This is a genomic window from Halorientalis sp. IM1011 (assembly GCF_001989615.1).
Classification (GTDB): Archaea; Halobacteriota; Halobacteria; order Halobacteriales; family Haloarculaceae; genus Halorientalis.
Genome location: NZ_CP019067.1, coordinates 2,986,437 through 3,011,032, shown reverse-complemented (window position 1 = coordinate 3,011,032; position 24,596 = coordinate 2,986,437). Strand labels below are relative to the sequence as shown.

20 protein-coding genes and 1 tRNA gene are annotated in these 24,596 nt (G+C 64.5%); 14 read left to right on the top strand and 7 right to left on the bottom strand.

The annotated features are described in order from the left end of the window. Positions 1-187 precede the first annotated feature (187 nt). The 7 genes from BV210_RS15585 to BV210_RS15555 all read left to right on the top strand — a co-directional run bounded on the left by BV210_RS15585 (position 188) and on the right by BV210_RS15555 (position 9,773). A complete protein-coding gene (locus tag BV210_RS15585) occupies positions 188-2,260 on the top strand; it encodes a PrkA family serine protein kinase (RefSeq protein ID WP_077207536.1) in 2,073 nt (690 codons plus the stop codon). After that, positions 2,260-4,542 carry a PrkA family serine protein kinase gene (locus tag BV210_RS15580; protein WP_077207535.1) on the top strand — a complete coding sequence of 761 codons (2,283 nt, stop codon included), beginning with the start codon at positions 2,260-2,262 and terminating at the stop codon, positions 4,540-4,542. Before BV210_RS15585 ends, BV210_RS15580 begins: the two co-directional genes overlap by 1 nt. Beyond that, positions 4,533-5,849: a YeaH/YhbH family protein gene (locus tag BV210_RS15575; RefSeq protein ID WP_077207534.1), complete on the top strand. Its 1,317-nt coding sequence runs from the start codon at positions 4,533-4,535 to the stop codon at positions 5,847-5,849. The genes BV210_RS15580 and BV210_RS15575 overlap by 10 nt, the downstream gene beginning before the upstream one ends. Beyond that, positions 5,846-7,846 carry a SpoVR family protein gene (locus BV210_RS15570; protein ID WP_077207533.1) on the top strand — a complete coding sequence of 667 codons (2,001 nt, stop codon included), beginning with the start codon at positions 5,846-5,848 and terminating at the stop codon, positions 7,844-7,846. Before BV210_RS15575 ends, BV210_RS15570 begins: the two co-directional genes overlap by 4 nt. 196 nt (positions 7,847-8,042) lie before the next feature. Continuing rightward, positions 8,043-8,579 (top strand): hypothetical protein, encoded by a 537-nt coding sequence (locus BV210_RS15565; RefSeq protein WP_077207532.1) that lies wholly within the window; start codon positions 8,043-8,045, stop codon positions 8,577-8,579. Between the two features lie 38 nt (positions 8,580-8,617). Further along, positions 8,618-9,004, top strand: a complete 387-nt coding sequence (locus BV210_RS15560; RefSeq protein ID WP_077207531.1) for a secondary thiamine-phosphate synthase enzyme YjbQ — start codon at positions 8,618-8,620, stop codon at positions 9,002-9,004. A 115-nt stretch (positions 9,005-9,119) separates the two neighbouring features. Then, positions 9,120-9,773, top strand: a complete 654-nt coding sequence (locus BV210_RS15555; RefSeq protein WP_077207530.1) for a helix-turn-helix domain-containing protein — start codon at positions 9,120-9,122, stop codon at positions 9,771-9,773. A gap of 163 nt (positions 9,774-9,936) precedes the next feature. On the opposite strand, the gene BV210_RS15550 is transcribed toward BV210_RS15555, so the two are convergent. From BV210_RS15550 to BV210_RS15540, 3 genes are all read right to left on the bottom strand, one after another. Beyond that, positions 9,937-11,919, bottom strand: a complete 1,983-nt coding sequence (locus BV210_RS15550; RefSeq protein ID WP_077207529.1) for a long-chain fatty acid--CoA ligase — start codon at positions 11,917-11,919, stop codon at positions 9,937-9,939. Positions 11,920-12,261: 342 nt separating this feature from the next. Then, a tRNA-Glu gene (locus BV210_RS15545) sits at positions 12,262-12,371 on the bottom strand. A gap of 254 nt (positions 12,372-12,625) precedes the next feature. Further along, the gene (locus BV210_RS15540; protein ID WP_077207528.1) at positions 12,626-14,629 is read right to left on the bottom strand and encodes a 3-hydroxyacyl-CoA dehydrogenase/enoyl-CoA hydratase family protein; all 2,004 of its coding nucleotides are present in this window, start codon (positions 14,627-14,629) and stop codon (positions 12,626-12,628) included. 190 nt (positions 14,630-14,819) lie between these two features. On the opposite strand from BV210_RS15540, the gene BV210_RS15535 reads away from it, so the two are divergent. The 3 genes from BV210_RS15535 to BV210_RS15525 all read left to right on the top strand — a co-directional run bounded on the left by BV210_RS15535 (position 14,820) and on the right by BV210_RS15525 (position 17,707). Beyond that, entirely contained in the window at positions 14,820-15,974 is a 1,155-nt protein-coding gene (locus tag BV210_RS15535; RefSeq protein ID WP_077207527.1) for an acyl-CoA dehydrogenase family protein, read from the top strand. Positions 15,975-16,339: 365 nt separating this feature from the next. Continuing rightward, on the top strand, positions 16,340-16,948 hold the full coding sequence (cysE, locus tag BV210_RS15530) for a serine O-acetyltransferase (RefSeq protein ID WP_077207526.1): 609 nt from the start codon (positions 16,340-16,342) through the stop codon (positions 16,946-16,948). 147 nt (positions 16,949-17,095) lie between these two features. After that, the gene (locus BV210_RS15525) at positions 17,096-17,707 is read left to right on the top strand and encodes a DNA-3-methyladenine glycosylase (protein ID WP_077207525.1); all 612 of its coding nucleotides are present in this window, start codon (positions 17,096-17,098) and stop codon (positions 17,705-17,707) included. On the opposite strand, the gene BV210_RS15520 is transcribed toward BV210_RS15525, so the two are convergent. Continuing rightward, positions 17,704-18,120 carry a universal stress protein gene (locus BV210_RS15520; protein ID WP_077207524.1) on the bottom strand — a complete coding sequence of 139 codons (417 nt, stop codon included), beginning with the start codon at positions 18,118-18,120 and terminating at the stop codon, positions 17,704-17,706. The genes BV210_RS15525 and BV210_RS15520 overlap by 4 nt on opposite strands. A gap of 127 nt (positions 18,121-18,247) precedes the next feature. Beyond that, entirely contained in the window at positions 18,248-19,606 is a 1,359-nt protein-coding gene (locus BV210_RS15515) for a RimK family alpha-L-glutamate ligase (protein ID WP_077207523.1), read from the bottom strand. 134 nt (positions 19,607-19,740) lie between these two features. On the opposite strand from BV210_RS15515, the gene BV210_RS15510 reads away from it, so the two are divergent. Continuing rightward, on the top strand, positions 19,741-20,763 hold the full coding sequence (locus tag BV210_RS15510) for a succinylglutamate desuccinylase/aspartoacylase family protein (RefSeq protein ID WP_077207522.1): 1,023 nt from the start codon (positions 19,741-19,743) through the stop codon (positions 20,761-20,763). Here BV210_RS15510 and BV210_RS15505 read toward each other — a convergent pair. Beyond that, on the bottom strand, positions 20,760-21,899 hold the full coding sequence (locus tag BV210_RS15505; protein WP_172824912.1) for a PGF-CTERM sorting domain-containing protein: 1,140 nt from the start codon (positions 21,897-21,899) through the stop codon (positions 20,760-20,762). The genes BV210_RS15510 and BV210_RS15505 overlap by 4 nt on opposite strands. 175 nt (positions 21,900-22,074) lie before the next feature. Then, positions 22,075-22,713: a DUF6517 family protein gene (locus BV210_RS15500; RefSeq protein WP_077208085.1), complete on the bottom strand. Its 639-nt coding sequence runs from the start codon at positions 22,711-22,713 to the stop codon at positions 22,075-22,077. 212 nt (positions 22,714-22,925) lie between these two features. Between BV210_RS15500 and sdhC the strand changes: the two genes are divergently transcribed. The 3 genes from sdhC to BV210_RS15485 are packed head-to-tail and all read left to right on the top strand — an operon-like array spanning position 22,926 to position 24,578. Further along, positions 22,926-23,318 carry a succinate dehydrogenase, cytochrome b556 subunit gene (sdhC, locus tag BV210_RS15495; RefSeq protein ID WP_077207520.1) on the top strand — a complete coding sequence of 131 codons (393 nt, stop codon included), beginning with the start codon at positions 22,926-22,928 and terminating at the stop codon, positions 23,316-23,318. 1 nt (position 23,319) lies between these two features. Continuing rightward, entirely contained in the window at positions 23,320-23,688 is a 369-nt protein-coding gene (locus tag BV210_RS15490; protein ID WP_077207519.1) for a succinate dehydrogenase hydrophobic membrane anchor subunit, read from the top strand. Continuing rightward, positions 23,685-24,578 carry a succinate dehydrogenase/fumarate reductase iron-sulfur subunit gene (locus tag BV210_RS15485; protein ID WP_077207518.1) on the top strand — a complete coding sequence of 298 codons (894 nt, stop codon included), beginning with the start codon at positions 23,685-23,687 and terminating at the stop codon, positions 24,576-24,578. Before BV210_RS15490 ends, BV210_RS15485 begins: the two co-directional genes overlap by 4 nt. The last annotated feature ends 18 nt before the right edge of the window (positions 24,579-24,596 follow it).

Genomic DNA, 24,596 nt, shown 5'->3' with positions numbered 1-24,596 from the left:
CACATACCCGATACGCTCGCCGTCGACGGGCGCGCGGTTGCTCGCGTCGCGCGAGCGCGCCGTGTCGGTGGCGGAGTGTGGGCTGGTGTGGTGGACTCCACCGAGATCTGCGGGTACGCACCCGTGGTAGCGGGGGCACGCGCGGCGACCGCCGTGGCGGCCCCTCGTTCAAACTGTCCATGATAGCATGACCGATACGAAAGAAACCCTCGCAGAGCTGAGTCGGGAGTACCAGGATTCGATCCCAGCGGACCTCAGAGAGACCCGGACGTTCGACTGGTATCTGGACCAGCTGTACGACCACCCGCGGATCGCCCGCAACGCCCACCAGCGCGTTGCCGACATGTTCGACTACTACGGGACCGAGTACGACGAGGACGCGGGCGTCGTGGAGTACGAGCTCGCCGCCGAAGACCCCCTCAACGACGGGGAGAACACGTTCTACGGCCGCGTCATCCACGAGGCCATCCACGAGTTCGTCAACAAGGTCAAATCCGGAGCCCGCGGACTGGGCCCCGAAAAGCGCATCAAACTCCTGCTGGGCCCCGTCGGCTCCGGGAAGTCCGACTTCGACCGGCAGGTCCGGCGCTACTACGAACACTACACCCGCACCGACGAGGGGCGGATGTACACCTTCCGGTGGAGCAACCTCTGTGACATCATCCAGGACCAGGACCCCGCCGACGACACCGTCCGGTCCCCGATGAATCAGGACCCGCTCGTCTTGCTCCCACAGGAACAGCGCGACCGGGTCATCGAAGACCTCAACGAGGCACTCGACGCCCCCTACACCATCCGCAACGAACAGGCACTCGACCCGGCCAGCGAGTTCTACATGGACCGGCTACTGGCCTACTACGACGACGACCTCGAAGCCGTCCTCGAGAACCACATCGAGATCGTCCGCATCGTCGCCGACGAGAACCAGCGCCGCGCCATCGAGACCTTCGAGCCCAAAGACAAGAAGAACCAGGACGAGACCGAGTTGACGGGTGACGTCAACTACTCCAAGATCGCCATCTACGGGGAGTCCGATCCCCGCGCGTTCGACTACTCCGGAGCCTTCTGTAACGCAAACCGGGGCATCTTCTCCGGGGAGGAGCTGCTCAAACTCCAGCGGGAGTTCCTCTATGACTTCCTGCACGCGACGCAGGAACAGACGATCAAGCCCAAGAACAACCCGCGGATCGACATCGACCAGGTAATCGTCGGGCGGACGAACATGCCCGAGTACAAGGACAAGAAGGGCGACGAGAAGATGGAGGCGTTCAACGACCGGACCAAGCGGATCGACTTCCCCTACGTCCTCCAGTACGAGGAGGAGGCCCGCATCTACGAGAAGATGCTCCGGAACGCCGACCTCCCTGACATCCAGGTCGAGCCCCACACCTTAGAGATGGCCGGCCTGTTCGGCGTCCTCACCCGGATCGAGGAGCCCGACTCCGGCACCGTGGACATCGTCCAGAAGGCCAAGGCCTACAACGGCGAGGTCGACGAGGCCGAGGACGTCGACGTGAAGAAACTCCGGGAAGAGGCCGCGGAGATGGCCGAGATCGGCGAGGGCATGGAAGGCGTTTCGCCCCGGTTCATCGGCGACGAGATCGCCGAGGCCATCATGGACTCGATGCACCGCAGCCGTGACTTCCTCTCGCCGCTGACCACCTTCAACCACTTCGAAGAGAACCTCGAGAACCACGGCTCGATCCCGGAAGACCGGTTCGACACCTACTACCGCTACCTCGAACTCGTCCGCGAGGAGTACAAGGACCGGGCCATCGAGGACGTGCGTCACGCGCTGGCCTACGACGTCGACGAGATCCAGCGCCAGGGCGAGAAGTACATGGACCACGTCATGGCCTACATCGACGACGACACCGTCGAAGACGAGATCACCGGTCGCGAGCAGGAGCCCGACGAGACGTTCCTCCGGTCCGTCGAGGAGAAACTCGACGTGCCCGAAGACCGGAAAGACGACTTCCGCCAGGAGGTGTCGAACTGGGTCTCACGGCGCGCCCGGGAGGGTGACACGTTCAACCCGCAGGACAACGACCGCCTGCGCCGGGCGCTGGAACGCAAGCTCTGGGAGGACAAGAAACACAACATCAACTTCTCGGCGCTGGTCTCCAGCAACGAGATGGACGACGACGAGCGCAACGCGTGGGTCGACGCGCTCATCGAACAGGGCTACACCCGCGAAGGGGCAAAGGAGGTGCTGGAGTTCGCCGGCGCCGAGGTCGCCAAAGCAGAGATGGAAGAGTAATGGCCGGACACGACTACATCGACGCCGCGGACACCGCCCTCGAGGAGACCTACCAGGAGCCGATGAGTCTCGGCGAGTACGTCGACCTCGTGCTGGAGCAGCCACAGCTGGCTTCCCACGCCTCGAAGTACCTGCTGTCGGCCATCGAGGCCGCCGGCACGCGGTCGGTGATCGAGGAGGGCGAGGAGAAAGAGCGCTACCGCTTCTTCGACGACCCGCACAACGACGGCGAACACGCGATCTTGGGCAACACGGACACGCTCAACCAGTTCGTCGACGACCTGCGCTCCATCGCGGCGTCGCGTGGCAAAGACGAGAAGATCATCTGGCTCGACGGCCCCACGGCCACGGGCAAGTCCGAACTCAAGCGATGTCTCATCAACGGGCTCCGCGAGTACTCCAAGACCGACGCGGGGCGGCGCTACACCGTCGAGTGGAACGTCGCCGGTGCCGGCGACGGCTCGTCGGGCATGACCTACGGCGAACAGCCGGTCAGCGACGAAGACGACTGGTACGAGAGCCCCGTCCAGTCCCATCCGCTGACGGTGTTCCCCGACGAAGTCCGGGCCGACCTGCTCGCCGAGATCAACGACCGCCTCGACGACCACGTGCCGGTCCTCGTCGAGGGCGACCTCGACCCGTTCTGCCGTGAGGCCTACGACTTCCTCGAGGAGCAGTACCGCCGGCAGGACACCGAGGACCTGTTCTCGGCGGTCACCGACCCCAAACACCTGCGGATCAAGAACTTCGTCGTCGACGTGGGGCGGGGCATCGGCGTCCTCCACAGCGAGGACGACGGCAGTCCCAAGGAGCGCCTCGTCGGATCGTGGATGGCCGGCATGCTCCGGGAACTCGATTCGAGGGGGCGGAAGAACCCGCAGGCCTTCTCCTACGACGGCGTCCTCTCGCAGGGCAACGGCCTCCTGACTATCGTCGAGGACGCGGCCCAGCACGCCGACCTGCTCCAGAAACTCCTGAACGTCCCCGACGAAGGGAAGGTGAAACTGGACAAGGGCATCGGGATGGACGTCGACACCCAGATGATCATCATCTCCAACCCCGACCTGGAGGCGCGGCTCAACCAGCACGCCGACCGGGAGGGCCAGGACCCGCTGAAGGCGCTGAAACGGAGACTCGACAAACACGAGTTCACCTACCTGACGAACCTGTCGCTGGAGGCCCAGTTACTGCGACGGGAACTCACGAACGAGACGGAGGTCTGGACCGCCCAGACGTGGGACGAACTCGAATCCTGGATCCGTGAACCGCTGACGATCCGGGTTCGAGACAGCGACGCCGAGGTCAACGAGAAAGAACTGGCACCGCACGCCATCGAGGCCGCCGGGCTATACGCCGTCGTCACGCGGCTGGACGACGAGGACGTGCCCAGCGGGCTCGATCTGGTGGACAAGGCCATGCTGTTCGACCGGGGCTACCTGCAGGAGGGCGACGAGCGCATCGAGATGGACGACTTCGAGTGGGACGGCAGCGCCAGGGACGGCGAGGGCGGCATCCCCGTCACCTACACGCGGGACGTGATCGCGGACCTGCTCCACGAGGAACAGGACCGCTACCACGCCGACCTGCCCGTCGAGCACGTCGTCATGCCTCGGGACATCCTCAACGCGATGGCCGAGGGGCTGGTCGACGCGCCCGTGTTCTCGGGTAGCGAACGCGTCGAGTTCGAGAACCAGGTGGTCGCCGTGAAGAATCACGTGTTCAGCCAGCAGGAAGACGACGTGCTCCGGGCGATCATGCGGGACAAGCGGGTCGACGAGGAGACCGTCGAGGAGTACATCGAGCACGTCTACGCCTGGGAGGCCGACGAGGGCATCGAGAACGAACGCGGCGAACTCGAAGACCCCGACCCGCTGAAGATGAAGGTGTTCGAGATCGAACACCTCGGACGGTTCTCCGAGGACAACTACGACGGCAACGACCCCGACGACGCCGTCGAGAAGTTCCGGACGGACAAGATCATCACCGCCCTCAACCGCCACGCCTGGCACAACCGGGACGAGGAGTTCCAGATCTCCGACGTGAACCCCAAGGAGATCCCGGTGATCAAGTCGGTGCTGGGCACCCACGACTGGGAGGACGTGCGCCGCACCTACGAGGACTTCGACCCCCGGCAGTGGGACAACCCGCCGGGCGGCACGGAGACGGCGAGCGTCAAGGCGGCGACCATCGAGAACATGCAAGAGCTGTTCGACTACAGCGAGGCCTCCGCCGAGCTGACCAGCCGCCACGTCATGAGCCAGGTGAGTTACAAATGGGACTGAAAGACGATCTCGACCGCTACCGCGAAGTCGGCGAGGAGCGCCGGCAGGACCTCGCCGACTTCATTCAGTACGGCGACCTCGGCCAGTCGCGGCCGGACGAGGTGAAGATCCCGATCAAGATCGTCGACCTCCCCGAGTTCGCCTACGACCAGCGCGACATGGGCGGGGTCGGCCAGGGCGAGGACGCCGAGGAGGGCCAGCCCGTCGGCCAGCCCGAGCCCCAGCCGGGCGACGGCGACGAGGACGGCGAACCCGGCGAGGAGGGCGGCGAGCACGAGTACTACGAGATGGACCCCGAGGAGTTCGCCCAGGAACTCGACGAGGAACTCGGCCTCGACCTCGAACCGAAGGGCAAGCAGGTCATCGAGGAGAAGGAGGGCGACTTCACGGACATCACCCGGACCGGCCCCACCTCGACGCTGGACTTCGAGTCGCTATTTAAAAAGGGGCTGAAGCGAAAGCTGGCGATGGACTTCGACCGGGACTACCTGCGGGAGGCCCTGAAGGTCGACGGGATGGGCCCGGCCTCGGTCTTCGAGTGGGCTCGCGGCGAGAACATCCCGGTCTCGAAGTCCTGGCTGGAGGAGGAGTACGCGGAGCTGTCGAGCGAGGAGAAGACCGAGTGGGCCTCGATGGACGAGATGGACGAGAACGTCGACCAGCAGTCCACCGCCGAGCGCATCCGCCGGGAGGGGGTCGACCAGATCCCCTTCCGCCGGGAGGACGAGCGCTACCGCTACCCCGAGATCATCGAGGAGAAAGAGAAGAACGTCGTCGTCGTCAACATCCGCGACGTGTCCGGGTCGATGCGCGAGAAGAAACGGGAACTGGTCGAGCGGACGTTCACGCCGCTGGACTGGTACCTGACGGGCAAGTACGACAACGCCGAGTTCGTCTACATCGCCCACGACGCCGAAGCCTGGGAGGTCGAGCGCGACGAGTTCTTCGGCATCCGGAGCGGCGGCGGCACCCGGATCTCCAGCGCGTACGAACTCGCGGCGGAGATCCTCGAACAGGAGTACCCCTGGCACGAGTGGAACCGCTACGTGTTCGCCGCGGGCGACTCGGAGAACTCCAGCAACGACACCGAAGAGCGGGTGATCCCGCAGATGGAGGAGATTCCCGCGAACCTCCACGCCTACGTGGAGACCCAGCCCTCGGGCAACGCGATAAACGCGACCCACGCCGAGGAGGTGGAACGCCACTTCGAGGGCAGCGACAACGTCGCCGTCGCCTACGTCTCCAGCCCGGAGGACGTGGTCGACGCCATCTACGAGATCCTGAGCACCGAGGAGGTGGAAGCATGAACTCCGATCGCTACGAAGCCAAACGCATCGCCGAGGACCTCGAAGAGCCGGTCGACGAGGCCTCGAACCTCGCACAGAAGCTGGGACTGCAGCCGTACCCGGTCAACTACTGGATCGTCGACTACGACGAGATGAACGAGTTGATCGCCTACGGCGGGTTCCAGAAGCGTTACCCCCACTGGCGCTGGGGGATGCAGTACGACCAGCAACAGAAACAGAGCCAGTTCCTCGGCGGGAAGGCCTTCGAGATCGTCAACAACGACGATCCCAGCCACGCCTTCCTCCAGGAGTCCAACTCGATGGCCGACCAGAAGGCCGTCATCACCCACGTCGAGGCCCACGCGGACTTCTTCGCCAACAACGAGTGGTTCGGGATGTTCTCCGACGATCCCGACGCCGCGGCCATGCTGGCCCGCCACTCCGAGACCATCGAGGAGTACATGCAGGACCCGGATATCGACCGCGCCGAGGTCGAGAAGTGGATCGACCACGTCCTCTGTCTGGAGGACAACATCGACCAGCACCGGCCGTACGCACCGGTCGAGACCGACGACCGCGACGAGGTGCTGGACCGCGACGAGGACGTCGAGGATCTGGAGACGAAACTCGACGAACTCGACCTCTCGGAGGAGGTCGTCGGGCAGGTGTTCGACGAGGACTGGCTGGAGGCCCAGCGCGACGAGGACGGCGAGATCACGTTCCCGGCCGAACCGGAGAAAGACGTGATCGGCTTCCTCCGCCAGCACGGGATGGCCTACGACCGCGACGCCGAGAAGGCCGTCACGATGACCGACTGGCAGAAGGAGATTCTCGAGATCCTCCGTCGTGAGGCCTACTACTTCGCGCCCCAGAAGATGACGAAAGTCATGAACGAGGGGTGGGCCGCCTATCACGAGTCCACCATGATGACCAAGGAGGCCTTCGCCGGCGACGACGAGTTCGTCAAGTACGCCGACCACATGGCCCAGGTGCTTGGCTCGCCGGGCTTCAACCCCTACAAACTCGGGCTGGAGCTCTGGCAGTACGTCGAGAACACCGAGAACCGCAAAGAGGTGATCGAGCGTCTGCTCCGCGTGGAGGACATCACCTGGCGTACCCTCCACGACCGCGTGGACTTCGAGCAGGTTCAGGACCTGATCGCGCCCGATCCCGACCTCACCGACGTGCCGGGGTCCCTCGACGACCTCGATCCGGAGGACCCGCGGGTCGACGCCGACGCGCTCGACCGCGCCCGCGACGGTGAGATCGACGTGGAGACCTACCCCTGGAAGGTGCTGACCTACGAGGGACTGGCCGAACGCCACTACTCGCTGGTCCAGCCACAGAACCGCGGGTTCGTCTCCCGGATCGGACAGGAGGAGCTCGAACGGATCTCCCGGTACATGTTCGACGATTCCCGGTACGACAGCGTCGAGGCGGCGCTTTCGGACATCGACTACACCCGCGGCTGGGACCGGATGTTCGAGATCCGGGAGAGTCACAACGACGTGACCTTCCTAGACGAGTTCCTCACCCAGGAGTTCGTCGACGAGAACGACTACTTCACCTACGAGTACACCCAGTCGACGGGCGACTACCGGGTCACCTCGACCGACTACGAGGACGTGAAGAAGAAACTGATGTTGCGCTTTACCAACTTCGGGAAGCCGACCGTCGTCGTCGAAGACGGCAACTACAACAACCGCAACGAGTTGCTGCTCGCCCACAGGTACAACGGCGTCATGCTCGACGTGGAGCAGGCCACGGACACCCTCGAACGCGTGTTCGAGTTGTGGGGTCGGCCGGTGAACCTCAAGACCATCGTGAAGGAACTCGACGAACACGACATCGAGGTGGCAAAGCGCCGGGACCGCGAGCCCGAACCGGACGAACAGGGCAAACTCATCCGCTACGACGGCGAGGAGATCACGACCCGCGACCTCGACTGGGACGAGGTCGAACACCTCGCCGCGACCGACGTGGACTACGACACCAAGCCCGACGAGTGGCTGGCGTAATCGCGGGAGCGCCTCAGGGCCGCCGGTGGGTGCGCCCGCCCGTCGGTCCCCACATATTAATCTGACCCTCGTGTAGCGGAATGAGTCGTTAGGAGCCATTAACAGCGAAGAGAACTGCTTTCGAACCGAGAATGTCACCGGACAGAGACGGCTGGAGTCGCGTCCCGGCGGGCGCGGACGGAGCCAGGAGGTGATCATGGGAGCACAGACGAAAGAACGAGACGACCTCGACGCGGGCGAGATTCACGATATCCTTCGCAACGACCGGAGACGGCTGGCGATCAAGTGTCTCCGCGAACACGACGGGCCTCTGAGCGTGCGCGACCTCTCGGAAGACGTGGCGACCCGCGAGACAGGTGAGTCGCCGGCACCCCGGGACAAGCGCCGGAGCGTCTACGTCTCGCTCCACCAGACCCACCTCCCGAAACTCGACGAACTCGGCATCGTCGACTACGATACCGACGAGAAGGAGGTGCGCCTGCGCGACCGCGCGGCCGAGATCACGACCTACATGGAAGTGGTCCCCCGTTACGGGATTACCTGGGCGGAGTACTACCTCGTCCTCGGGATTCTCGGCTTCGGGACCGTGCTGGCCGCCAGTCTCGGGACGCCGCTGCTCGGCGCTATCGGGACGCCGGCGGTCGCCACGACCTACCTGCTCGTTCTGACCGGGTCGGCCGCGTTCCACGTCCGATCGCAGGACCGGGAGTTCTTCGAGGGACTGCGCGCCTGACACCGGGTTTCAAGCGGCCGTTGGCCGTGGCCCCAACTATGCACGCCGAGTTCGAGATTTCGACCGACGAGCGAGTGACGACCGTCGACGTGACGGAGCGCGTCGAAGATCAGGTTCCGAACGACGCCGATGGCACCGCCACCGTCTTCGTCAAACACACGACGGCCGGGATCAGCGTCAACGAGGCCGAACCGCGTCTCCTGAGTGACATCGAGACCGCACTGGAAGACATCGTTCCGGAGACGGGCTGGGAGCACGACGAACTGGACGGAAACGCGGACGCACACCTCCGATCCATGCTGCTCGGGCGGGACGTGACGGTGCCAGTCGTCGACGGGCGACTCGACCTGGGCACCTGGCAGTCCATCCTGCTCGTCGAGTGCGACGGACCCCGAACGCGAACGGTGACGGTAACCTGTGAGTGACAGGTCGGCGATAGTCGGGATGGAAGCGCTTCGCGGGTCCCTGATGTGTGCCGAAACACATAATGTGCCGTGTACGAAAGGGACGATGACATTCGTTCGCTAACGAGACTCTCACATGAGGTATTTCGATTTCACAATCTCGCCGGAAGACGGGGCGATCCATCCCGCGGACAAGTTGATCGCCGAGCAGCCGGGGGTGACGCGGGACGCACTGATGCACGTCAATTCGCTGGGCGACGGGACCGGTGTCCTCCTCTACCGGATCTACGGTGATCCCGAGTCGGTGACCGAGGTCATCGACGAGTCGAACCAGGTGCTCGCGTGGGACGTGCTCGACGTGCAGGACGACGTGTTCCACCTCTACCTCCACGTCCCGCCGGGCCAGCCCGCCGGGGGACTGATGGCACTGGCACAGAAGTACGCCCTCATCATCGACACGCCGCTGAAGTACACCGATCAGGGCGGTCTCCGCACGACCATCGTGGGCACTCACGAGATGCTCCGGAAGGCCCTGGAGGAGACCCCCGACGGCGTCCGCTTCGCCGTCGAACAGGCCGGCCAGTACTCCCCCGATCGGGAGGACATCCTCTCGATTCTCACCGAACGCCAGCACGAGGTGTTCGAGACGGCCATCTCGGAAGGCTACTACGAGATTCCCCGGGAGGCGACACACGAGGACATCGCCGACTCGCTGGAGTGTGCGCCCTCGACCGTCGACGAACACCTCAGGAAAGCCGAATCGCGTGTGTTGTCGGCGTTGATGCGGTAGGCGAGGGCGAGCGGAGCGAGCCCTCGGTATCGTGAGCGGGGAGGAGCAATGCGACGACCCGCGAGCAGCGAGACTCGATCGAGGGGCATCGAAAATGGGGGCCGATCCGGCTCGCGACTATCGCCGCTCGGCTGTTCGGGGACACTCCCGCCGGTCGCGTCCCCTAATCGTCCGCCGTCGCCGGTTCTCCTTCGTAGATCTTCGTCACCTGGTCCTCGAACTCGGATTTGATGTTGCGACGCTTCTTCTTCAGCGAGGGGGTGAGCATGTCGTTTTCCGGCGTCCACTCGAGGTGGACCAGCTCGAACTGCTTGATCGTCTCGTGTTTCTCGAGGTTGCGGTTGACCAGTTGCACGTCCTCGTTGACCCACTCGCGGACGCGCTCGTCCTCACAGATCTCCTCCTTCGAGTTCGGGAGGTCGATGTTGCGGTTCTGTGCCCACCGAGCGATGGCGTCGAAGTTCGGGACGACCAGGGCGCTGATGAACTTCTCGTCGTCGCCCATCACCATGATCTGCTCGACGCGCGAGGAGGTCGAGAACTCGTCCTCGATTGGCTCGGGCGCGACGTTTTTCCCCGTGTCCAGCACCAGCAGGTTCTTCAGCCGGTCGTGGTAGGTGAGGTAATCGTTTTCGGTCCGTTCGACGATGTCGCCGGTCTTGAACCAGCCGTCGGCCGTGAAGGCCTCCTCGGTCTTCTCCGGCATCTCCCAGTAGCCTTCCGTGACGTTCGGACCCTTCACGAGGAGTTCGCCGATCTCGCCCTCCACGTCCTCGAACTGGTCGTCGGCGACCTGTGACTCGTCGATCTTGACCTCGACGTCGGGCAGCGGCGGCCCGAGCGTCCCGGTTTCGAGGCTCTCCGGGAGATTCACCGACACCACCGGCGCGGCCTCGGTCAGGCCGTATCCCTCGAAGATAGGGATGCCCATGCCCTTGAACAGGTCCGCGAGATCCTCGCTGAGACTCCCACCGCCACTGACGAAGAAGTCGATGTTCCCGCCGAGTTCCTCTTTGACCTGTTTGAACACGAGCTGGTTGGCGATCGAGCGCTTGATCTTCAGTCCCAGCCCGGGACTGTCCGTCCGGGCGTAGTTCCGGGCCACGTCGACGGCCCACTCGAAGATTCGCTCTTTCGTGTCCGAGCCGCTGGCTTGCTCGCGCATCTCGTCGAAGATGCGCTCGTAGACCCGGGGGACGCTGGACCCGCCCTGCGGTTTGATCTTCTGGATGTCCTCGCTGACCGTGTCCGTGCTCTCCGCGTACCCGACGGTCGCCCCGCAGGCGAACATCAGGAAGTGACCCGTGGTCCGCTCGAAGACGTGTGCCAGCGGCAGGAAGGAGATGGACGTCCGGCCTTCGGAGACTGAGGGCACGTCGTCGTCCTTGTCGGGTCGGGGTCCGGTGCGTTTGCGGAGCTGGTTGATGTTCGCCCGGAAATTGTGGTGGGTGAGTTTGACCCCCTTCGGTTTGCCCGTCGTCCCGGAGGTGTAGATCAGACTCGCCAGATCGTGCATGTCCTGCTGTTCGATCCACGACCAGTACTCGTCCTCGTCGAACCCCTGGTCGCCGAGTTCGTAGACCTCCGAGAGCGTGTGGATCTGGTCGACGTCCTCGTATTTCTCCAGTTCGTCGATGACGACGACGAACTCCAGGCTGAGTTCGTCCTGGACCTTCACGATACGGTCGAGCAGGTACTCGTTCTCGACGACCACCCCGGTCGCACCGGGGTCGTTGAGCAGATACTTGATCTGTTTGGGCGAGGACTCCGTGTAGACCGTCGTGACCGTCCCGCCGGCGGCCAGCAGTCCGAAGTCCGAGAGCGCCCACTCCATGCGCGGGTTCGACATGATCCCGACGCGGTCGTCCTGCTCGACGCCGAGTTCTCGAAAGCCCGCAGCCAGCCGTCGGACGAGCCCGCGCATCTCCTCGTAGCTGAGTGACGTGTACTCCCCCGGCTCCGGCTCGTCGATGATCTCGGGCGTGAGCGACCGCGAGTAGATCCCACCCTTGTACATCTGGGCCTCGTTGTCCGGATACCGCTCGACCGCGTCCTCGAACATCTCCGGAATGGTGTTGTCCTCGATCACCTCGTCGGTATACTCCTGCTCGGTCTCTCTGATCGCCTCGATATCAGGTGGGGTCATGCATTGTGGTATCGCGTCAGTCGTTAAATATGCCCGGGTCGTTGATGCGACTCGAAACGCGCGTGGCCGCATGCGCGCTCAAGCAGGTCATTTTCGGGACTCAGCACGTGCGCCTCGGCCACTGATATCGGACCAAAAGTCCCTTTCCCTGACAGTTTTTGGATCCCGAACGCTGCTGGGAGACTGCGGTACAGAACCGGTCGCTATCGAGCCATATCGTCGCGAACGGAATGCACCGGCAGGGATTCGAACCCGATGGCAAACGCTCGCTATCGCTCGCGTTTGCGTGATTCAAATCCCGACAAGTCGCATTCACCGCTCACGGGTTGTGAGCGCCAGAAGTGCACCGTCAGGGATTTGAACCCTGGTCCTCGGCTGTCTTCCCGCGTCGGGTGACACCGAATTTCGCGGCCGAAAGGCCAAGATGATTGGCCGGACTACACCAACGGTGCGCATTCATAGCTGAGAGGGGTTCGGTAATAAACCCTGCTTTTCGGAGGCGGAGTGGGGATCACTCACAGAGGGCGCAGGTGGTGTACCTGTATCGGGTGGCCCAAGTCGAGTGCAGTAGCTCAGTGAGACGAGCGGTGTCGGCGTCGATCCATCGACGAAAGAAAAGTCGCGGGTATCGGCTCGGAGTTACTGACCCTCGAAATCGGGCACACTTCCGTTAGACCTGCGGTCTAACGACGTTCGCCCGATTTTTTCAGTTACCTTCGAAATCGGGCTCACCGTCGCCCATGAACGCCGTCATGCCCTCCATGACGTCGTCGGTGCCGATGAGGTGGCCGAAGGCCTGGGACTCGACTTCCAGCCCGGCTTCGGTGTCGTCGCGGCCCTTCAGCATGGCGCGCTTGGTCATCTTCTGGGCGACCGGCGGGCCCTGGGCGAGCTGTTCGGCGAGTTCGAGCGCCTCGTCGAACAGGTCGTCCTTCGAGACCACGTCGCGCAGGAAGCCGAAGTCTTCCATCTCCTCGGCGTCGTAGCGCTCGGCGGTCATGATGATCTCCTTGGCGGGGCCCTCGCCGATGACGTTGGCGAGACGCTGGGTACCGCCCCAGCCGGGCAGCAGCCCGAGGTCGAGTTCGGGCTGGCCGAACTCGGAGCGCTCGGAGGCGATCCGGATGTCGGTACACATCGAGAGCTCCATCCCACCGCCGAGACAGAAGCCGTCGATGCCGGCGACGACCGGGAGCGGGCTCTCTTCCAGTCCGCCGAAGGTGGACTGCCCCTGAACCGAGAGTTCCTGTGCCGAGAGCGGGTCGGCGCTGGTGGCCATCGACTGCACGTCGGCCCCGGCCGAGAACGCCTTGTCACCCTCGCCGGTGATCAGGATGGCGCGGACCTGCTCCTCCTCTTCGAAGATCTCGCGTGCCTGGTCGAGTTCGTCCAGCACGTCGAGGCTGATCGTGTTCATCCGGTGGGGTCGGTCGATCTTGATATGGCCGACCTGCTTCTCGTTGTGGCCCTCCGGGACGTCCACGTCGATGCGCTCGATGGCGATGACCTCGAAGTCCGGGCCGGTGTCTTCGTCCGCACCCGCACCCTCGTTGAAGCCGCCCTGCTCGGCGGCCTCGGAGAGGTACTCCGGCGGCTCGTAGCGGGCAGCACCTGTCTCCTCGTACAGTTCTTCGAGTTTGTTCAGGCACTTCTCGACGCCGTAGTCGTCGATGGTCTTCGTGGGGCCTTCGGGGAAGCCGGCACCCATCATGACGGCCTCGTCGATGTCCTCGGGCGGGGCGACGTCGCCGCCGACGAGGTTGGCGATCTCCTTGGCGAGTGCGGCGTTCAGGCGCTCCTCGACCTCCTCGGTGTACTCGTCGGTCGGGACGTCCGCGCCGTCACCGTCCTCGTAGTCGTAGAAGCCCTTGCCGGTCTTCTGACCGAGTTCCTCGGCCTCGACTTTCTCCTGCATGATCGGTGCCGGCTCGTACTCGTCGCCGAGCACGTCGTTCATGTAGTCCAGCACGTGGTAGGAGATGTCGATACCGGTCATGTCGGCCAGCTCGAAGGTGCCCATCGGCAGGCCCATGTGGTACTTCGTCGTGGAGTCGATCTCCTCGACGGTGGCCACGTCCTCGCTGAGCATCCAGCAGGCCTCGTTCATCAGGGGCACGAGGATGCGGTTGACGATGAAGCCCGGCGAGTCCTTCCGGACGCGAACGGGGGTCTTGCCGAAGTCCTCGGCCAGATCCACGATGGCGTCGACGGTCTCGTCGTCGGTGTGGGCGCCGTTGATGACCTCGACGAGGTCCATCCGGATCGGCGGGTTGAAAAAGTGCATCCCGCAGAACTGCGCTTCCCGGTCGGTGACCTCGGAGAGGTCGGTGATCGAGAGCGAGGAGGTGTTGGTGGCAAAGAGCGTGCGGTCGGGGGCGTGTTCCTCGACCTCGGCGTAGACGTCCTCCTTGATCTCCATCTGTTCGGGGACGGCCTCGATGATAACGTCGACGTCGCCCACGGCCTCTTCCATGTCGACCAGCGGTGTGACCCGGTCGAGGGCGGCGTCTGCCTCGTCGTCGGTGAGCTGGTCTTTCTCGGCCAGTTTCTGGAGGCTCCACTCGATGTCCTCGTAGCCGCTCTGGACGAACTCTTCTTTGATGTCGCGCAGGCGCACGTCGTATCCCGCGAGGGCGGCGACCTCGGCGATGCCGTGGCCCATGTTACCGGCACCCAGCACCGCGACGGTTTCGATGTCTTCGAGTTGCATGAGTCATTGGAACACTCTCTGCCTGCCCCTTTCAACGTTTTTCTTTGGCCGCAGAAACGGATTACAGAGTGTCTATCGTTTACTCTCGCCGGGAACATCTGTAAGCGAAAACCGGCCGTTCGCTTACAACGGTTCGTGCGTTGTAGACTGATCACAAACAATTATGTTCCATAAGACCTCACGATGGCGTATGGATTTTGAACTACCAGAGGGCATAGACCAGATCCGGAAGGAAATCCGCCGGTTCGGCGAAAACGAGATCGAACCAGTCGCGAACGAGTACGACCGCGAGGAGAAGTATCCCCACGAGGTCATGGACAAGGCCAACGAGATGGGCCTGCTCGGCGCGTCCATCCCCGTCGAGTACGGCGGTGCCGGCTACTCGATCCTCGAGAACATGATCATCGTCGAGGAGCTGTTCGCCATCGACCCCGGCATCGGGTTCTGTATCGTCGCGTCCTCGTTCGGGACCGAGGCGATTCAGGAGTTCGGGACCGAAGAGCAAAAAGAGGAGTTCCTCGAACCGGTCGCGAAAGGGGAGAAGATCTCCGGCGCGGCCATCTCCGAGCCCCACGCCGGTTCTGACGTCTCCTCCATCTCGACACGCGCCGAGAAGGACGGCGACGAGTACGTCATCAACGGCAACAAGATGTGGATCTCGAACGGGACGGTCGGCGACTTCTTCGTCGTCCTCTGTCAGACCGACCCCGACGCCGACGGCCGCTACAACGGCTTCTCCCAGATCATCGTCGAGGCCGACCGCGACGGCTTCGAGGCCGACAAGATCAAGGGCAAACTCGGCATCCGCGCCAGCGACACCGCGGAACTGATCTTCGACGACGTGCGCGTGCCCGAGGAGAACCTCGTCGGGACCGAGGGCATGGGCTTCCTCCAGCAGATGCAGTTCTTCGACGCCACCCGCGTCGGCGTCGCTGCGCAGGGCGTCGGGATCGCCAAGGGTGCGGCCGACGCAGCCCTCGACTACGCCCAGGAGCGCGAGCAGTTCGGCCAGCCCATCTCCGAGTTCCAGGCCATCCAGCACAAACTCGCCGAAGCCTACACCGACATCGAGGCCGCCCGGAACCTGACCTACAAGGCCGCCTGGAAAGTCGACCAGGGCGAGCAGGTCACCAAACTCGCCTCCATGGCCAAGGAGTACGGCTCCCGCGTGGCCGTGGACGTGGCCAACGAGGCCGTCCAGATCCACGGCGGATCCGGCTACGTCGACGACTTCCCGGTCGAGCGGTTCTACCGCGACGCCAAGATCACCCAGATCTACGAGGGAACCACCGAGATCCAGAAGAACATCATCGCCCGCGAACTGCTCGGCAAGGGCATGTCGTAAATCGGCAGTCACCGACTCGCTTTTTTCGATACACTGAGAGTCCGTATCAGATTCGATCGACCAGCGGTGATTATCGGTGGGAGAGACCCGCATGGACTTCGGATATCCCGGCAAACGGCGCAAAATCCCGGAGGAGGTCCGTCGGCGAGCGAAGCGGGATCCGACGCGCCCGTCGGTCGTATCCGTTCCGGATAGCATTTATACTTCGGCGGCGACGAGGTATCGTATCATGCGCGTCCAGCGTTCGCGTACGACCAGTTCGCCCGAAACCAGCCTCGCCGACCGGCGTGGCTGTTGCCGGTGCTGACTCCCTTCTCGACCCGCTGGACGCACCGGTCGTCGACCCGCCGAAACCAAATACCACAATGTTCGACCGACTCGACAATATCAGGAAACACGTCGTCGAAGACGTACGCACCGCACTCGCGAAAGACCCAGCGGCCAAGAGCGCACTGGAGGTCGCCCTGCTGTATCCGGGCCTCCACGCCGTCTGGCTCTACCGCATCGCACACGCCCTCTGGACCGGCGACCACCGGCTGACAGCCCGGGCGCTCTCGGAGGTCGCCCGGTTTCTCACCGGTGTCGAGATCCACCCGGCGGCGACGATCGGCCGCCGACTGTTCGTCGACCACGGCCAGGGTGTCGTGATCGGCGAGACTGCCGAGATCGGCGACGACGTACTCATATACCACGGCGTGACGCTGGGTGGGGACTCCATGCGCCGGGAGAAACGCCACCCGACGGTCGAGGACTGCGCGACCCTCGGGGCCAACGCCACGCTACTGGGCGCCATAACAGTGGGCGAGAGCGCGACCGTTGGCGCCGGCTCGGTCGTCACCGAGGACGTTCCCGCGGACGCGACGGCCAAGGGCGTCCCCGCCGAGATCATCGAGCGGGCTGCCGGGGACGAGGCGGAGACGCCGAACCCGACGGCCGACGCCGAATCCGAACCCCACTGGCTGGCCGACTGCTGATACTGCCGGACAGAAGTTCGTAAATATCATTCGTCGAATCTATGCAGAGACCGGTTGCCACCGTCGTTCTCGGCACCCGTCGGATGTGAAATCCCCTGTCCGGCAGTATGAGGAAACGCCTTTTGCCGCTCGCTCCCTGGCCGGAACGTGACGAGTCCACACGACGAGCTGTCGACCGACACGTATCTCGGGCCGCTGATCGAGGCCCACGGTCGCCTGCGCATCGAGCCGGCCGAGGACTTCTTCCAGCGGTTCGTGACCTCGATCCTCCGCCAGCAGGTGTCGATGGCCTCGGCGGCCGCGACCCGGGAACGGCTGTTCGACGCCGTCGAGGTGACACCCGCGGGGATTCGGGACGCCGACGACGACCTGCTCCAGGACGCCGGCCTCTCCCGGCAGAAGACCCGCTACGTCAACAACGTCGCCTGGGCCTTCGAGCAGCGTGGCTGGAGCAAGGCCCACTTCGAGGGGATGGACGACGACGCGGTACGTGCCGAGTTGACCGACGTGACCGGCGTCGGCGCGTGGACGGCCGACATGCAACTGATCTTCTCGCTCGGCCGCGAGGACGTGTTCCCGGTCGGAGACCTCGGAATCAGGAAGGGAATGACCACCCTCTTCGACGCCGACCTGACGCGAGCGGAGATGGTCGAGGAGTCCGAACGCTGGCGACCGTATCGGAGCTACGCGAGTCTCTACCTGTGGCGGGCCGAAGAGGACATCGCCGAGAGCGTGGCGGAAGTCGTCGGCGAGGGCTAGACCGCGAAGACGGGTCGGCTGGCGTCCCGGAGGACGCGCTCGACGACGCTGCCGATGTTACCCTTCGAGTGGGTCTTGCCCTCGAATCCCATCACGATGGCGTCGGCGTCGACCTCGTCGGCGTAGGCGATGATTTCCTGATGGGGCACGCCGTGACAGTTTCGGGTTACGACCTCGATGCCCTCGCGTTCGGCGCGTTCCGAGAGCGTCTTGAGATAGCCGTGACCGGTGTCTTCGATCTCGTCGATCACCAGTTCGGTGCTGCTCAGTCCGGGTTCGCCGTACAGGCGGGTGTCGACGACGAAAATCGAGTACAGCGTCGCTCCGAACCGCTCGGCGAGTTCGAGAGCGTGTTCGGTCGCCCGGTTGGCACCGTCGCTCCCGTCGATGGGTACCAGAATCGTGTCGTACATACCGGCACTGGGAGCGCCACGGGCATAGTTAGAAACTGGCTGTGAGTGCTGGGACCGGAGAACACACTGATCGGGACGAGCGTGACGTACCAGTCCGGGCTACCGTTCAGTAAGACAGGCTTACGGGTTACTCCTCGCCGGCTTCCTCCTCTTCGGTGTCGACTTCCGTCGTAGTCCGGTCGGCCCGCCGGGTCACGTCGACGTGGTAGTGTTCGAGGATGTCCCGGCCCAGAAGCAGCGGGTAGTCCATGTGGCTGCGGTCCTCGATGCTCGCGGTGACGGTGTGTTGACTGCCGCCGACGCCGACCACGAGGTCGACGACCGGCCTGGAGCGCCCCTCCTTGACGCTACCCGACCGGATCTTTACGATGTCCTTGATCGGCCCGGTGCCGATGTCGGCGGCCAGCGCGGCGTCGATACTCGTCCGGGTCGCGCCCGTGTCGGATTTGGCGTAGACGGTCTCTGCCCCCCGGGTTCCGCGGACGACGACCTCCTCCGTGTAGCCGATCACGACCGGTTCGGCCGGGTCCTCTGAGTCGACCTCGGGCATGCAGGCCGGCCGCGAGTCGTCGAGTTCCGTCGCGAGCTCCGCGACGGCCTCGTCGTCGACGGCCCCACCAGCCCGCTCGATGGCGAGTTTCGCGATGTACGGCGCGGGGTTGATCCCGGTCGCGCCGAACAGGCCCTTGAACCCGGCGGTGGGGTTGACCTCCAGCACGTACCAGCCGTCCGGGCCCTCGATAACGTCGATGCCGGCGTAGTCGAGGCCGACCGCGTCGGTCGCACGGCGGGCGATGTCCGCCACGTCCTCGGGGAGGCTGTCGGTCACGTCGGCGGTCTCGCTGCCCAGCGCGACGTTTGCGCGCCACTCCTCGCCCTGTGCGGTGCGGGACATCGCGGCGATCACTTCGTCGCCCACGACGTAGACCCGGAGGTCGCTGTGGTGGTCGTCGGTGGTGGCGAGAAACTCCTGTAGGAAGGCCTGCCGCGGCCCGACCTGCGCGTTGACGGTGTTGCCGGCGTCGACCTTCCAGGTGCCGCCGCCGTGCGTGCCGATGGCGGTCTTGTAGACGGCGGGGTCGCCGAAGCGCTCGCGGTCCGCGTCGAGGCGGTCGGTCGAGAGCGCCAGCAGCGCGTCTGGAATGGGGACGTCCGCTTCGGCCAGTGCGGTCGCCGTGGCGAACTTGTAGGTAGCCGACAGCGTCGGTCCCGGCGAGTTGAGCATGGGTCGCAGGTTGGCGATAGTGGCTGCGAGCCCCAGTCCCTCGGCGGGTTGTTCCTGTTTCGAGAGGAGGAGCCGGTTGACGATCACGTCGGCGTCGGGTTCGAGCGTGGCCCGGCCGTCGCGAACGTCGACGGCGGTGTTCTCCGCGCGGAGCCACTCGGCCTCGTAGCCCAGCGCGGTGACGGCGTTACAGATCGCCTTCGTCTCCTTGCTGGTGTGGAGGCTGAGGACGCCGATCGTCGGGTCCGTGGTGTCGGCCATAGTGGAGAGTACATCCCCCAGACCGTATGTGTGGTGATCGGCCGGCGCGACCGACTCGTCGCGTCGGGGACCTGCGGGTTTCCGGGCTCGAACCGGCAGGGCAGTTTTTGTACTTGCCTCCCCCTAGAGTTGCCATGGCCGCGGGGGATTTCACGTACAGCGGTGGCCGGGTCGAACCCGGCGAGACCGACGACATCCGCTTCCCGGTGAGCGAGACGTACCTCGGTGACCCGATCCGGATCCCGGTGACGATCATCAACGGTGCGAAACCGGGACCGACCGTCTTTCTGAGCGCCGCGATCCACGGCGACGAACTCAACGGGATCGAGGTCGTCCGCGAGGTCGCCCAGGAGTGGGATCACGACGGCCTCGAGGGGACACTCGTCTGTCTGCCGGTCCTGAACGTCCCCGGGTTCATGGGCCAGCAACGGTACCTCCCCATCCACGACCGCGACCTCAACCGCGCCTTTCCGGGGGCCGAGGACAGCACCAGCGCCCAGCGGATGGCCGCGCGGATCTTCGACGAGTTCGTCGAGCCCTGCGACCTCGGCATCGACTTCCACACCTCGACGCGCGGGCGGACGAACATGCTCCACGTCCGTGCCGACACGGACGACCCGCGAGTCGCCCGTCTCGCGAAGGCCTTCTCCTCGCACGTCATCATCTCCAGCGAGGGTCCGTCGGGGTCGCTCCGCCGGGAGGCCACCGACGCGGGCGTCCCGACGATCACCGTCGAGATGGGCGAGGCCCACCGGTTCCAGCGGGACCTGATCGACCGCGCGCTCGACGGCGTAGTGAGCGTTCTCGCGGAGTACGACCTCCGCCCGACCGAGGCGGTCAACTGGCCCGGCTGGCGCACCATCGTCGCCGATCAGGACGAGAAGACGTGGCTCCGGGCCAACGCCGGCGGCGTCGTCGAGATGCACCACGCCCAGGGCGCACTGGTCCACGAGGGCGACCGCATCTGTACCATCACGAATCCCTTCAAGGCCGCCTCGGACACCGTCTGTGCGCCCTTCGACGGCGTCATCGTCGGCGTCCTCGAAAACCCGCTGGTGTATCCGGGCAACCCGCTCTGCCATCTCGTGCGGCTCGACGCCGACACCCTCCGGGCGGTCGAACGGGAACAGAAAGAAACGGATTCTACGGGACGTTAGTCGCGGTACCGTGCCAGAAGCGCCGTCGAAAGCACCGCGAGCAGTGCGATCACGACACCGAATCCGGGACCGCTCCCGGAGGTGGTGCCGTCGGACTGGTCGCCGGACCCGCCGTCACTCGATCCGCCGTCCTGCACCGAGACCGACCGCGTCGAGAAGTGGTTGATCCCGACCAGCACTTCGCCGCTGGCCTGCGCGCTCGCCGCGTTCGAGACCATGAACCGGGAGTTGTCGCCGTTCTGCGTGGCGCTCTCCAGTTCCGTGACGCTCTCGGCTCGCGCCGCGGCTTCGCCGTCGACGTACACCTGTACGTCCTCGGCTGACTGGATCTCCTCCGCGAGCGAGGCGATGACGACGCGACCCTGCTGCTCGCTCCGTTCGACCGTCATGTTCACCGTGCTGGCGCTTTGCTCGGAGACCTCGACGGTGGTGTCCTGCCCGTAGTTCACCACGTCGGTTGCGTACTCGCCGCCCGATTCGGCCTGCGAGACCGTCACTTCCGCGGCGGCGGTCCCCTGGGCGATGAGACGCTCTTCCTCGGAATCGGAGTCGTCACGGCCGTCGGGGTAGGGTCGGAAGACGAGCGACCCGTCCTGCCCGATGCGGGCGGTCACGTTGCCGGCGTCGTTGACCGTCACCTCGCCGTCGCCGACGACGATGAAGGTCCCGTCGGCGCCGTTCTCCTGTGAGACGACGACGCGGCCGTCACCCTCGCTCTCGGCCGACGCGTCGCCCGAGAGGTTGACCGACGCGACCTGTGCCTCGTCGTTCGCACGAACCACGAAGATGCCCTGGCTCCCGTCGTGAGCGGTCATCTCGGCGCCACTGTCGAACGCGACCGACGCCGAGAGGTCGGTCTGGCTCCCGAGCGACAGGCCCGACCCGCCGATCCGGGTCACCGCCGAGAGGTCGAGACTCGCGCCCGCCCCCAGTCGCGATCGGGTGGTGCTCCGTGACTCGACGGCGACCGAGTCCAGCAGCGTCTCACCGTCGATGGCGTAGTTCACGATCGCGTCGTCTCGCGTCTCGAAGGAAACCGTCGCACCGGAGTACCCCGACGCCTGCTGAGCGTCGGCCGCTGTCGACTCCGCGACGGTCCCATCCGTCGTCGGAGCTACCCCCTGTGCGCCGACCACTCCACTCGCCGATACTGTCAGTGCAACTACCATCGCAGTTACAACTATGCTTCGTATTCGCTCTCCCATTGCATCCCGTCCGGAAGCAGGTGGTAGTCAAAACCTTTCCGGCCGAACATGATTGGAAAGTATAAGGAACGTGGATTTTCCTCCGATTCGATCGCGTCGGGCCGAGTTAGCCGTCGTGTTCGAGGCCTTGGACCATCGTCACGACCCGGTCTTCCTCACCGTCGATCCGTTCCGGGTAGATGGCGACGACGCCGATGAAGTCATCACCGTGTTCGAACTTGCCGGCGTGGATCACTACGTCCACCTCCTGACCGGCCAGCGTCGCCGTGCCGTCGAACTGCTTTACAGTCCGTTCGGAGCCGAGCGTCGTTATGTTGCGGCTCCCGGTCTGTTCGCCCACCTCGAGACCCCGATAGCTGGTCTGGGCCTGTTGGAGAATCTCGCGTTCGGACATCGTCGCGAGCGGACTGAACGACTTGCCGAGGACTTCTGCCTGTGGGCTCGAGAAGGCGACGAACACCGCGGCGCGCTGTTCGCCGAGCGGTTCGAGCCCAACCTGTCGTTCGTATTGGGCCAGGTGGTTCGTCGCGATGACCTCGCGAGTCTGGCCCGCGGCCTCGACCTCTTCCCTGATCACCTGTTCGGTCACGTTGGTCTCCTCGTAGCCGGTCTCCTCGACGGCCGAATCCGAGACCGTGACCTGGGAGGCGTTCAGTCGAAGGGGTTCGTTGCCCAACAGGAACCCACACCCTGCTGTCGCCATCACCGCTGCAACCGCCACTGCTGCGAGAATTCGTCGTTGCATGCTGTACTCGTGGGGATGGGAGACGACGAGCAGCAATAGGAGTTGTGGCCGGGACAGCGCCTGTCGACGGTTCACACCCGGAACGAGGGAAAAACACGTCGCCGAATCGAACGGTCGGAACCGAACATGACCGGGCCGTCGGCGGCTAAACGCTGTGATACGGAGGCGAGGTAGAAACTACTATACACCCCCAGTACCTGCCCACGAACGTTATGAGTCAGTCGTACGACCGGGGCACCATCGAGGACTTCGGCCGGTGGAAGGAGTTCTCGGCCGGCATGTGGGCCTGGATCTTCCACAAGTTCTCTGGCTGGGTGCTCATCGGCTACCTGTTTACACACATCGCGGTGTTGAGCACTGCGACCCAGAGCGGGACGATGTACACGAGCACCATCCAGGGACTGGAGTCGCTCGTCGTCGTCCGCGTGCTCGAGGTGGGTCTGCTCGCGGTCGCCGTGTTCCACATCCTCAACGGCGTCCGTTTGTTGTTCGTCGACCTCGGTGTCGGACTGGAGGCACAGGACAAGAGTTTCTACGCATCGCTCGTGGTCTCGGCGGCCATCGTCGCCGCGAGCGTGCCGACCTTCCTCGCGGGGGCGTTCTAACATGGCCGAGCACTACTCCTCGTTCGAGTACAAGGGGACGCGGTGGTTCCTCCAGCGGATCACCGCCGTGTTCCTGATCGGCGTGCTGGCCTTTCACTTCATGCTGTTGCACTTCGTCAACCACGCCGCCGAAGTCACCTTCCTGGGGACGCAGGCACGGATGCAACAGGTGGGCTACTTCGGCACCATGGTCGCGTTCCTCGTGACCGCGACCTTCCACGGCGTCAACGGCGTCTACAACGCACTGATCAACCAGGGCCTCGGCGGCACCCAGAAGCAGGTCGTCAAGTGGGTCCTGGTCGTCGCCAGCGGCGTGTTGATCGCCCAGGGAATCCGAACCGCACTCTACATGGCAGGGATCATCGCATGAGCACTGAAGTCCAAGAACAAGAGACCGAGACCGAGGCAGAGACCGAACCGGCGGAGTCGCCCCACCAGTCCCGCCGGATGGAACAGAAACGCCAGCGTGCCGCCCAGCGGGACCTCGAAGAGGAAGCCCGGACGGAGATCGACGACGCCGAGGAGACGGTCGAGATCAAGGTCTTCCGCTTCGACCCCGAGGTCGCCGGCAAAGAAGAACCCCGCTTCGACACCTTCCACGTCCCCTTCTTCAAGGGGATGACGGTGCTCGACGCGCTGATCTACGCCCGCGACCACTACGACTCCTCCCTTACCTTCCGGCACTCCTGCCGGCAGGCGATCTGTGGCTCCGACGCCCTGTTCGTCAACGGGACCCAGCGCCTGGGCTGTAAGACCCAGATCGCTGACCTCGAAGACCACCTCAGTTCGACCATCCGCATCGAACCGCTCCCCCACCAGGAGGTCGTCAAGGACCTGGTCGTCGACATGGAGCACTTCTACGACCAGATGGAGGCCGTCGAACCGTTCTTCGACGCCGACGAACTCCCGGACGGCGAACTCGAAGAGCAGCGCCAGGACCGGGAGAACCGCGAGAAGATCAAGATGTCCACGCGCTGTATCTGGTGTGGCGCGTGCATGTCCTCCTGTAACATCGCGGCCGGCGACAACGAGTACCTCGGCCCGGCGGCCATCAACAAGGCCTACCGGTTCGCGATGGACGAACGCGAAGGCGAGAGCCGCAAGCAGGAGCGGCTCAACATCATCGAGCAGGAACACGGCGTCTGGCGCTGTCAGACCCAGTTCTCCTGTACCGAGGTGTGCCCGAAGGACATCCCGCTGACAGAGCACATTCAGGAGCTGAAGCGCGAAGCGGTCAAGAACAACTTGAAGTTCTGGTAACCCCTAGCGAATCCATCT

What these genes read in the sequence shown, in the direction of transcription:
- BV210_RS15585 (WP_077207536.1), top strand. Translation starts at nt 188, where the DNA reads ATGACCGATACGAAAGAAACCCTCGCAGAGCTGAGTCGGGAGTACCAG.
- BV210_RS15520 (WP_077207524.1), bottom strand. Translation starts at nt 18,120, where the DNA reads ATGTACGACACGATTCTGGTACCCATCGACGGGAGCGACGGTGCCAAC.
- BV210_RS15550 (WP_077207529.1), bottom strand. Translation starts at nt 11,919, where the DNA reads ATGACCCCACCTGATATCGAGGCGATCAGAGAGACCGAGCAGGAGTAT.
- BV210_RS15535 (WP_077207527.1), top strand. Translation starts at nt 14,820, where the DNA reads ATGGATTTTGAACTACCAGAGGGCATAGACCAGATCCGGAAGGAAATC.
- BV210_RS15560 (WP_077207531.1), top strand. Translation starts at nt 8,618, where the DNA reads ATGCACGCCGAGTTCGAGATTTCGACCGACGAGCGAGTGACGACCGTC.
- cysE (WP_077207526.1), top strand. Translation starts at nt 16,340, where the DNA reads ATGTTCGACCGACTCGACAATATCAGGAAACACGTCGTCGAAGACGTA.
- BV210_RS15490 (WP_077207519.1), top strand. Translation starts at nt 23,320, where the DNA reads ATGGCCGAGCACTACTCCTCGTTCGAGTACAAGGGGACGCGGTGGTTC.
- BV210_RS15510 (WP_077207522.1), top strand. Translation starts at nt 19,741, where the DNA reads ATGGCCGCGGGGGATTTCACGTACAGCGGTGGCCGGGTCGAACCCGGC.
- BV210_RS15540 (WP_077207528.1), bottom strand. Translation starts at nt 14,629, where the DNA reads ATGCAACTCGAAGACATCGAAACCGTCGCGGTGCTGGGTGCCGGTAAC.
- BV210_RS15485 (WP_077207518.1), top strand. Translation starts at nt 23,685, where the DNA reads ATGAGCACTGAAGTCCAAGAACAAGAGACCGAGACCGAGGCAGAGACC.
- BV210_RS15575 (WP_077207534.1), top strand. Translation starts at nt 4,533, where the DNA reads ATGGGACTGAAAGACGATCTCGACCGCTACCGCGAAGTCGGCGAGGAG.
- BV210_RS15515 (WP_077207523.1), bottom strand. Translation starts at nt 19,606, where the DNA reads ATGGCCGACACCACGGACCCGACGATCGGCGTCCTCAGCCTCCACACC.
- BV210_RS15500 (WP_077208085.1), bottom strand. Translation starts at nt 22,713, where the DNA reads ATGCAACGACGAATTCTCGCAGCAGTGGCGGTTGCAGCGGTGATGGCG.
- sdhC (WP_077207520.1), top strand. Translation starts at nt 22,926, where the DNA reads ATGAGTCAGTCGTACGACCGGGGCACCATCGAGGACTTCGGCCGGTGG.
- BV210_RS15570 (WP_077207533.1), top strand. Translation starts at nt 5,846, where the DNA reads ATGAACTCCGATCGCTACGAAGCCAAACGCATCGCCGAGGACCTCGAA.
- BV210_RS15555 (WP_077207530.1), top strand. Translation starts at nt 9,120, where the DNA reads ATGAGGTATTTCGATTTCACAATCTCGCCGGAAGACGGGGCGATCCAT.
- BV210_RS15565 (WP_077207532.1), top strand. Translation starts at nt 8,043, where the DNA reads ATGGGAGCACAGACGAAAGAACGAGACGACCTCGACGCGGGCGAGATT.
- BV210_RS15580 (WP_077207535.1), top strand. Translation starts at nt 2,260, where the DNA reads ATGGCCGGACACGACTACATCGACGCCGCGGACACCGCCCTCGAGGAG.